Origin of the sequence: Mycobacterium sp. smrl_JER01, assembly GCF_048513595.2 — a bacterium.
Classification (GTDB): domain Bacteria; phylum Actinomycetota; class Actinomycetes; order Mycobacteriales; family Mycobacteriaceae; genus Mycobacterium.
This window is the reverse complement of record NZ_JBLXXK020000001.1, coordinates 4,033,364-4,038,352: the sequence shown is the minus strand read 5'-3', so window position 1 is coordinate 4,038,352 and position 4,989 is coordinate 4,033,364. Positions and strand designations below refer to the sequence as shown.

The 4,989-nt window shown below is 65.7% G+C and carries 3 protein-coding genes; all 3 read right to left on the bottom strand.

Annotated features, from left to right (window positions below):
* Positions 1-199 precede the first annotated feature (199 nt).
* The 3 genes from ACNUDN_RS18900 to ACNUDN_RS18890 all read right to left on the bottom strand — a co-directional run bounded on the left by ACNUDN_RS18900 (position 200) and on the right by ACNUDN_RS18890 (position 4,840).
* Positions 200-421: an MbtH family protein gene (locus tag ACNUDN_RS18900; RefSeq protein ID WP_419123318.1), complete on the bottom strand. Its 222-nt coding sequence runs from the start codon at positions 419-421 to the stop codon at positions 200-202.
* Positions 422-944: 523 nt separating this feature from the next.
* Positions 945-1,763 (bottom strand): class I SAM-dependent methyltransferase, encoded by an 819-nt coding sequence (locus ACNUDN_RS18895; RefSeq protein WP_419123317.1) that lies wholly within the window; start codon positions 1,761-1,763, stop codon positions 945-947.
* Between the two features lie 14 nt (positions 1,764-1,777).
* The gene (locus tag ACNUDN_RS18890; protein ID WP_419123316.1) at positions 1,778-4,840 is read right to left on the bottom strand and encodes an MMPL/RND family transporter; all 3,063 of its coding nucleotides are present in this window, start codon (positions 4,838-4,840) and stop codon (positions 1,778-1,780) included.
* Positions 4,841-4,989 lie beyond the last annotated feature (149 nt).

The following is a 4,989-nucleotide window of genomic DNA, read 5'->3' as shown; positions in this document are numbered from 1 at the left end:
CGCCGGTCACCTCCGTGTCGCCGGGCTGGCTGACATCGGGCTGGCTGACATCAAGGGGCCGTGGAGCTTCGAACAACTCTCCGGCCTCGGTGCGGCTGGGTCCCGGCGTGGGTGTGTATGGCGGTGTCGCCGTGTCGGCGCCAGTGCGCGATGGCGGAGTCCCATCCGGCAGCCCCCCTGTTCCGGTCGGTGGAATCGTTCAGCCCTGGTTTCGCGCCAGCCTTTCGCGCAGACTCCGCGGCCGGATGTCTGTCCAGTGCTGTTCGACGTACTCCAGGCACTCCGCACGGCGGGCTTCCCCGAACACCACGCGCCAGCCGTCGGGCACCTTGGCGAACACGGGCCACAGACTGTGCTGCTCTTCGTCATTGATCAGGACGACGAAATCGGCGTTGTCGTCGTCGAACGGGTTGCTGCTCATCGATTCACCCGACCCTCCGGTGAGGTATTAATCGACGGGAACGTTACTGCAGTCCACAGCACGGTTGCGACGTTTCGGAAAACGGATCTGAAGTTCGCTGAAACCTACCGGCGAGTTCTTTGAAAGGTCAACATTCGCACTCCGCACGATCTTGTTATGGCCAGGTGAACAGCGGTAACTCGGGCATGTTCGGGCGCCCGTGCCGGGTGCGCTGGTGGCCCGGGATCCAGTTTGCGGAATCCGTCGTGTGATGTGGATTTCCTGACCCGCCGCGGCTGTCCAGCGACCTCCGGCGGGTTGGCTCGCGCAGGCGTGAACGCGCGAGTGCGGAGCGCCTTTGAGCACTGTCGGCAGCCGGGCACACCTGGGCCCAGCTACCCAGATCTCGCGAGGTCTTGCACGACGCTTGGCGGAATGTGTGTGAAAACTACTGTCCGACAGGCACCCTGACGCGGGTCGGCCGCCTGCACCGGGATCGACGGCGAGCGCCGCAATCAGATGATACGCATGTGGAGAGTGGTTTCTAGAACGTGTACCGATAGATCCGGTCGTAGTCGCGAAGCGGCCGGAGGGCATACTGCGTGCGGTACAGCAACCGTTGGCAAGACAGCGGAATCCTTTGGTGGCCGGCCATGATCGGACTGCTTTCACAGAGTTTCAACCGCGGCTCCCAGTCGACGATCTCCTCGCCGTCCCGGGTGCCCCATGTGATGAGTCCGGCTGTGAAGATCCTGGACAGCCTTGGGCCCCAGGGTGACAGGAGATCGGCGATCAGCTCGCCGGTGTCGAACCGGTCGAGCAGACGATTCAACAGCTCGCCCACCTCGTCGGGGTTCACGTACATCAGGAGACCTTCGGCGACGATGAGAACCGGGCCACCGGTCGGTAGATCCTCGATCCAGCGAGGGTTGGTCACCGACGAACCGATCATCCGGTAGTTCGCCGTCTCGGAATGAAGCTGACGCCGTAGCGCAATGACGCCGGGAAGATCGACGTCGAACCACGGTCCTCCATCCGGGCGTGCCATCCGAAGGCCACGGCTGTGCAGACCGCAACCCAGATGCAGGACGGCGGCATCGCGGTGGCGGTCCAGATACCGGTCGATCAGCGCGTCGAATTGGGCGCTGCGCAGCGCCACCATGAACTGATTGGTGTCCGGGTGCAGGACCCGGTGCATGCGCTCGAAGTCGTATTCGATGCGATCGACGTCCCGGGCGGCGAGGTGGTCGCCCAGGACGGGTTGGGCCAGCCTGCTCTCGTGCGCTCGCAGATAGAGCAGGCACAGATTCGTCCACTCCACGGACTTCCATTGCACGCCAGTGAAATCCACTTTGTCCGCCATGTCGCTCTCCTCGCTCAGGCCGGGTCGGGGACAGGCTGGGGTCGCGGCCTCGGCGGTGACCGGTGCGGTCCGGGCTGCCACCGCGACGGCCACCAGTTCGCCCGTCCGACCAGGACGGCCATTGCCGGCACCGTGACCGTGCGAACCAGGAAGGTGTCCAGCAGGATCCCGGTGCCGACGACGAAGCCGGCCTGGATGATGGTGCTGATGCTGGCGAACAACAGGCCGAACATCGATGCCGCGAAGATCAGGCCGGCGGCGGTGATCACGCCCCCGGTGGCGCCTACGGTCCGGATTATGCCCGACCGCATCCCGCGCGGGGACTCGTCGCGGATTCGCGAGATCAGCAGCATGTTGTAGTCCGCGCCCATGGCGACCAGGATGATGAACGTCAGTCCCGGCACGCTCCAGTGCAGCTGCTCGCCGAGCAGGAACTGGAAGGTCAGCACGCCGAGGCCGAGGGCTGCCAGATACGACAGGATCACCGACGCAATCAGATAGATCGGTGCGACGACCGCGCGCAGCAACGCGATGAGGATGAGCAGCACCACCACGACGGTCACGACGATGATGAACCGCATGTCGTGGTCGTAGTAGTCACGGGCGTCGCGCAGGGTGGCCGGATAGCCGGTCATCGAGATCGACGCGTCGGCCAGTTCGGTGTTCGGTTGCGCTTCGCGTGCGGTGTCGGTGACGGCGATCACCTGGTCCATCGCCGCGGTGCCGAACGGATTGAGGTCGGTCTGGATCAGATACCGCGCTGCGTCGCCGTCGGGCGAGATGAAGAACGTGGCGGCCTTCCTGAAGTCCTCCGATCCCAGCACCTCGGACGGGATGAAGAACCCCGCCATCGAGGGCGTTGTCGCGCTGTTCTTCATGGTGAGAAGGAAGTCCGAGGCGTCTCCGAGGTCGGTGCCCATCCTCTTCGTCTGGTCGACGAGCAGGGCGACGCCGTCGGCGACCTGGCGGCCCCCGTCGGCCAGGGAGTCCAGGCCCTCCTCCATGCCGCCCAGCGGAGACTGTGTGCCGCCACCCGTACCGCCCAGACCCAGCGAACCCAGCGGACCGGTCAGCGCGTTCATCGACCGGCTCAGCGTGGCGACGGTCTGCGCGAGGTCCGACATCGGTCCGGTCGACCGCAGTTGGCCCGCAATCTTTTCCAGGCTGCCGTCGGCCCGTGCGGCCTGCAGCGCGCGGAACTGGTCGCGGGCGGCGACACAGGTCGGAGTGTCGTTGCAGTACGGGCTGCCGTCGAGCGCGACGACGACGGGGTCGACCCATTCGAAGGTCTTCGTCAGGTCGCCGAAGACCGCCTGGATCGAATCGCCCAGGGTGCGCATGCCGCTGACGAGCCGCTCGGAATCCCCCATCTGCCCGAATGTCGTGGCACCACCGAATTGATTTTGGATGGCCTGCAGCGTGGTGACGATCCCGCTCAGCCCGGACATCAGCGTGGTGATCTGCTCACGCAACGTATCGAGGCCGTCGGCCAACTGGTCGGCTCCCGAGGCGAGTCTGTCCAGTTCACCGGCCTTGTCCCGGATCAGGGTCGACGCGTCGTTCAACTTCGAGCCGACTTCGCCGGCTTGAAACGTCGTGCTGGCAGCCTCCAGGGGATCTCCACTCGGCCGGGTGATCCCGCGCACGGCCGCGATATCGGGTAGCTGACTGATCCGTTGCGCCATCTGCTCGAGGTCGGCGAGCGCCTCCGGAGTGCGCAGGTCCCGCGATGACTGGACGAGCAGGTATTGGGGGATGGTGGTGTTGACGGGGAAATGCCGGTCCAACGCCAGATATCCGAGAGAGCTCTCGACGTTGTCGGGCAGCGCCTTGCGGTCGTCGTAGTTGAACTGAACGGCGAGCACACATCCGGCGAGCAACACCAGGATGATCAGGCTGGCGACCAGGTTGGTCACCGGACGCCGGACGATGCGGATTCCCGCGCGACGCCAGAAGCGCGACGTGAGATCGCGGCGCGGCGCGACCCAGCCGCGGCGTCCGGTGAGCACGATGATCGCGGGGAGCAGCGTCACCGACGCCAGGAACGCGACGGCGATCCCGATGGCGAGCGCGGGTCCGATGGTCGCGAAGAGTTCCAGACGGGCGAAGGTCATCCCGAGAAAGGTGACACCGACGGTCGCCGCGGAGGCGGCGATCACCTTGCCGATCGACCCCAGGGCGTTTCGCACCGCGTCGGCAGAGAGCTGTCCGGCGCGCACGAAGTCGTGATAGCGACTGATCAGAAAGACGGCGTAATCGGTTCCTGCACCCGCGATCATGCCGCTGAGCAGGGTGATGGTCTGGGGTGACACCCCCAGTCCCAGTTCGGCGGCGCCGGCCACCGCGGACTGGGCAACGGTCAGGGAGACGCCGATGGTGATCAGCGGCAGCATGATCGTCGCCGGTTTCCGGTAGATGATCAGCAGGATCGCAAGCAGCAAGGCCACGATCGCGGCCTCGATCTTGATCTGGTCTCTGGTGCCGACATCGAGAGAATCTGCGAATGTGGCTGCGGGACCGGTCAGATGTGCGGTCAGGGTCGATCCGTCGACGGCGCGCCTGACCATGCCGGCGACACGGGTGTACGCCGCGTAGGACTCCGGCGATCCCAACTCGCCGGCCAGCCCCACCGGCATCAACCACGCCTTGCCGTCCGCACTGCTGAGCGCCTCGCGCAGCTGCGGAGTGGTGACGAAATCCTCCAACATCACCACGTGCTGGTCGTCACGCCGCAAGCGGTCGACCAGCGTGCCGTAAACCTGTTCGTCGGATTCGTCGAGACCACGCTCGTCGGTCAACAGCACGAGAAGAACGTTCTCGGACCCGGCTTCGTCGAAGGCCGCACCCATCTGTTGGGTCGCGACGATCGACGGCGCGTCGGCCGGCAGCGGCGAGACCGGTTGCTTCTGGGTGGCTTCGACCAGCGTCGGGAGCAGTGGGGGCAGCACGACCGCGAGCGCGATCCAGATACCGATGACGAGCCAAGGCCATCGCACGACGATGTCGCCCAACCGTTGGAAGAACCCGCCGGCCCGGGCCGTGGTCGGCACATTCGGGTCGAGCGTCGCGACCTTCATCTGCGAGCCGGGCGGCGTCCCGTGACCCCGCACCCGCGTGCGGTGTCAGCACCAACACGATCATGGCCCGCTTCACCCACCGCCGGCGCCTCTCGTCACGGTTCGGGGCGTGAGTCTGGTTTGAATACTATTGCGAGGGAATAGCTTCC

Bases quoted from the DNA above. Each gene is read 5' to 3' on its own strand.
- ACNUDN_RS18900 (WP_419123318.1), bottom strand. From the start codon at position 421: ATGAGCAGCAACCCGTTCGACGACGACAACGCCGATTTCGTCGTCCTG.
- ACNUDN_RS18895 (WP_419123317.1), bottom strand. From the start codon at position 1,763: ATGGCGGACAAAGTGGATTTCACTGGCGTGCAATGGAAGTCCGTGGAG.
- ACNUDN_RS18890 (WP_419123316.1), bottom strand. From the start codon at position 4,840: ATGAAGGTCGCGACGCTCGACCCGAATGTGCCGACCACGGCCCGGGCC.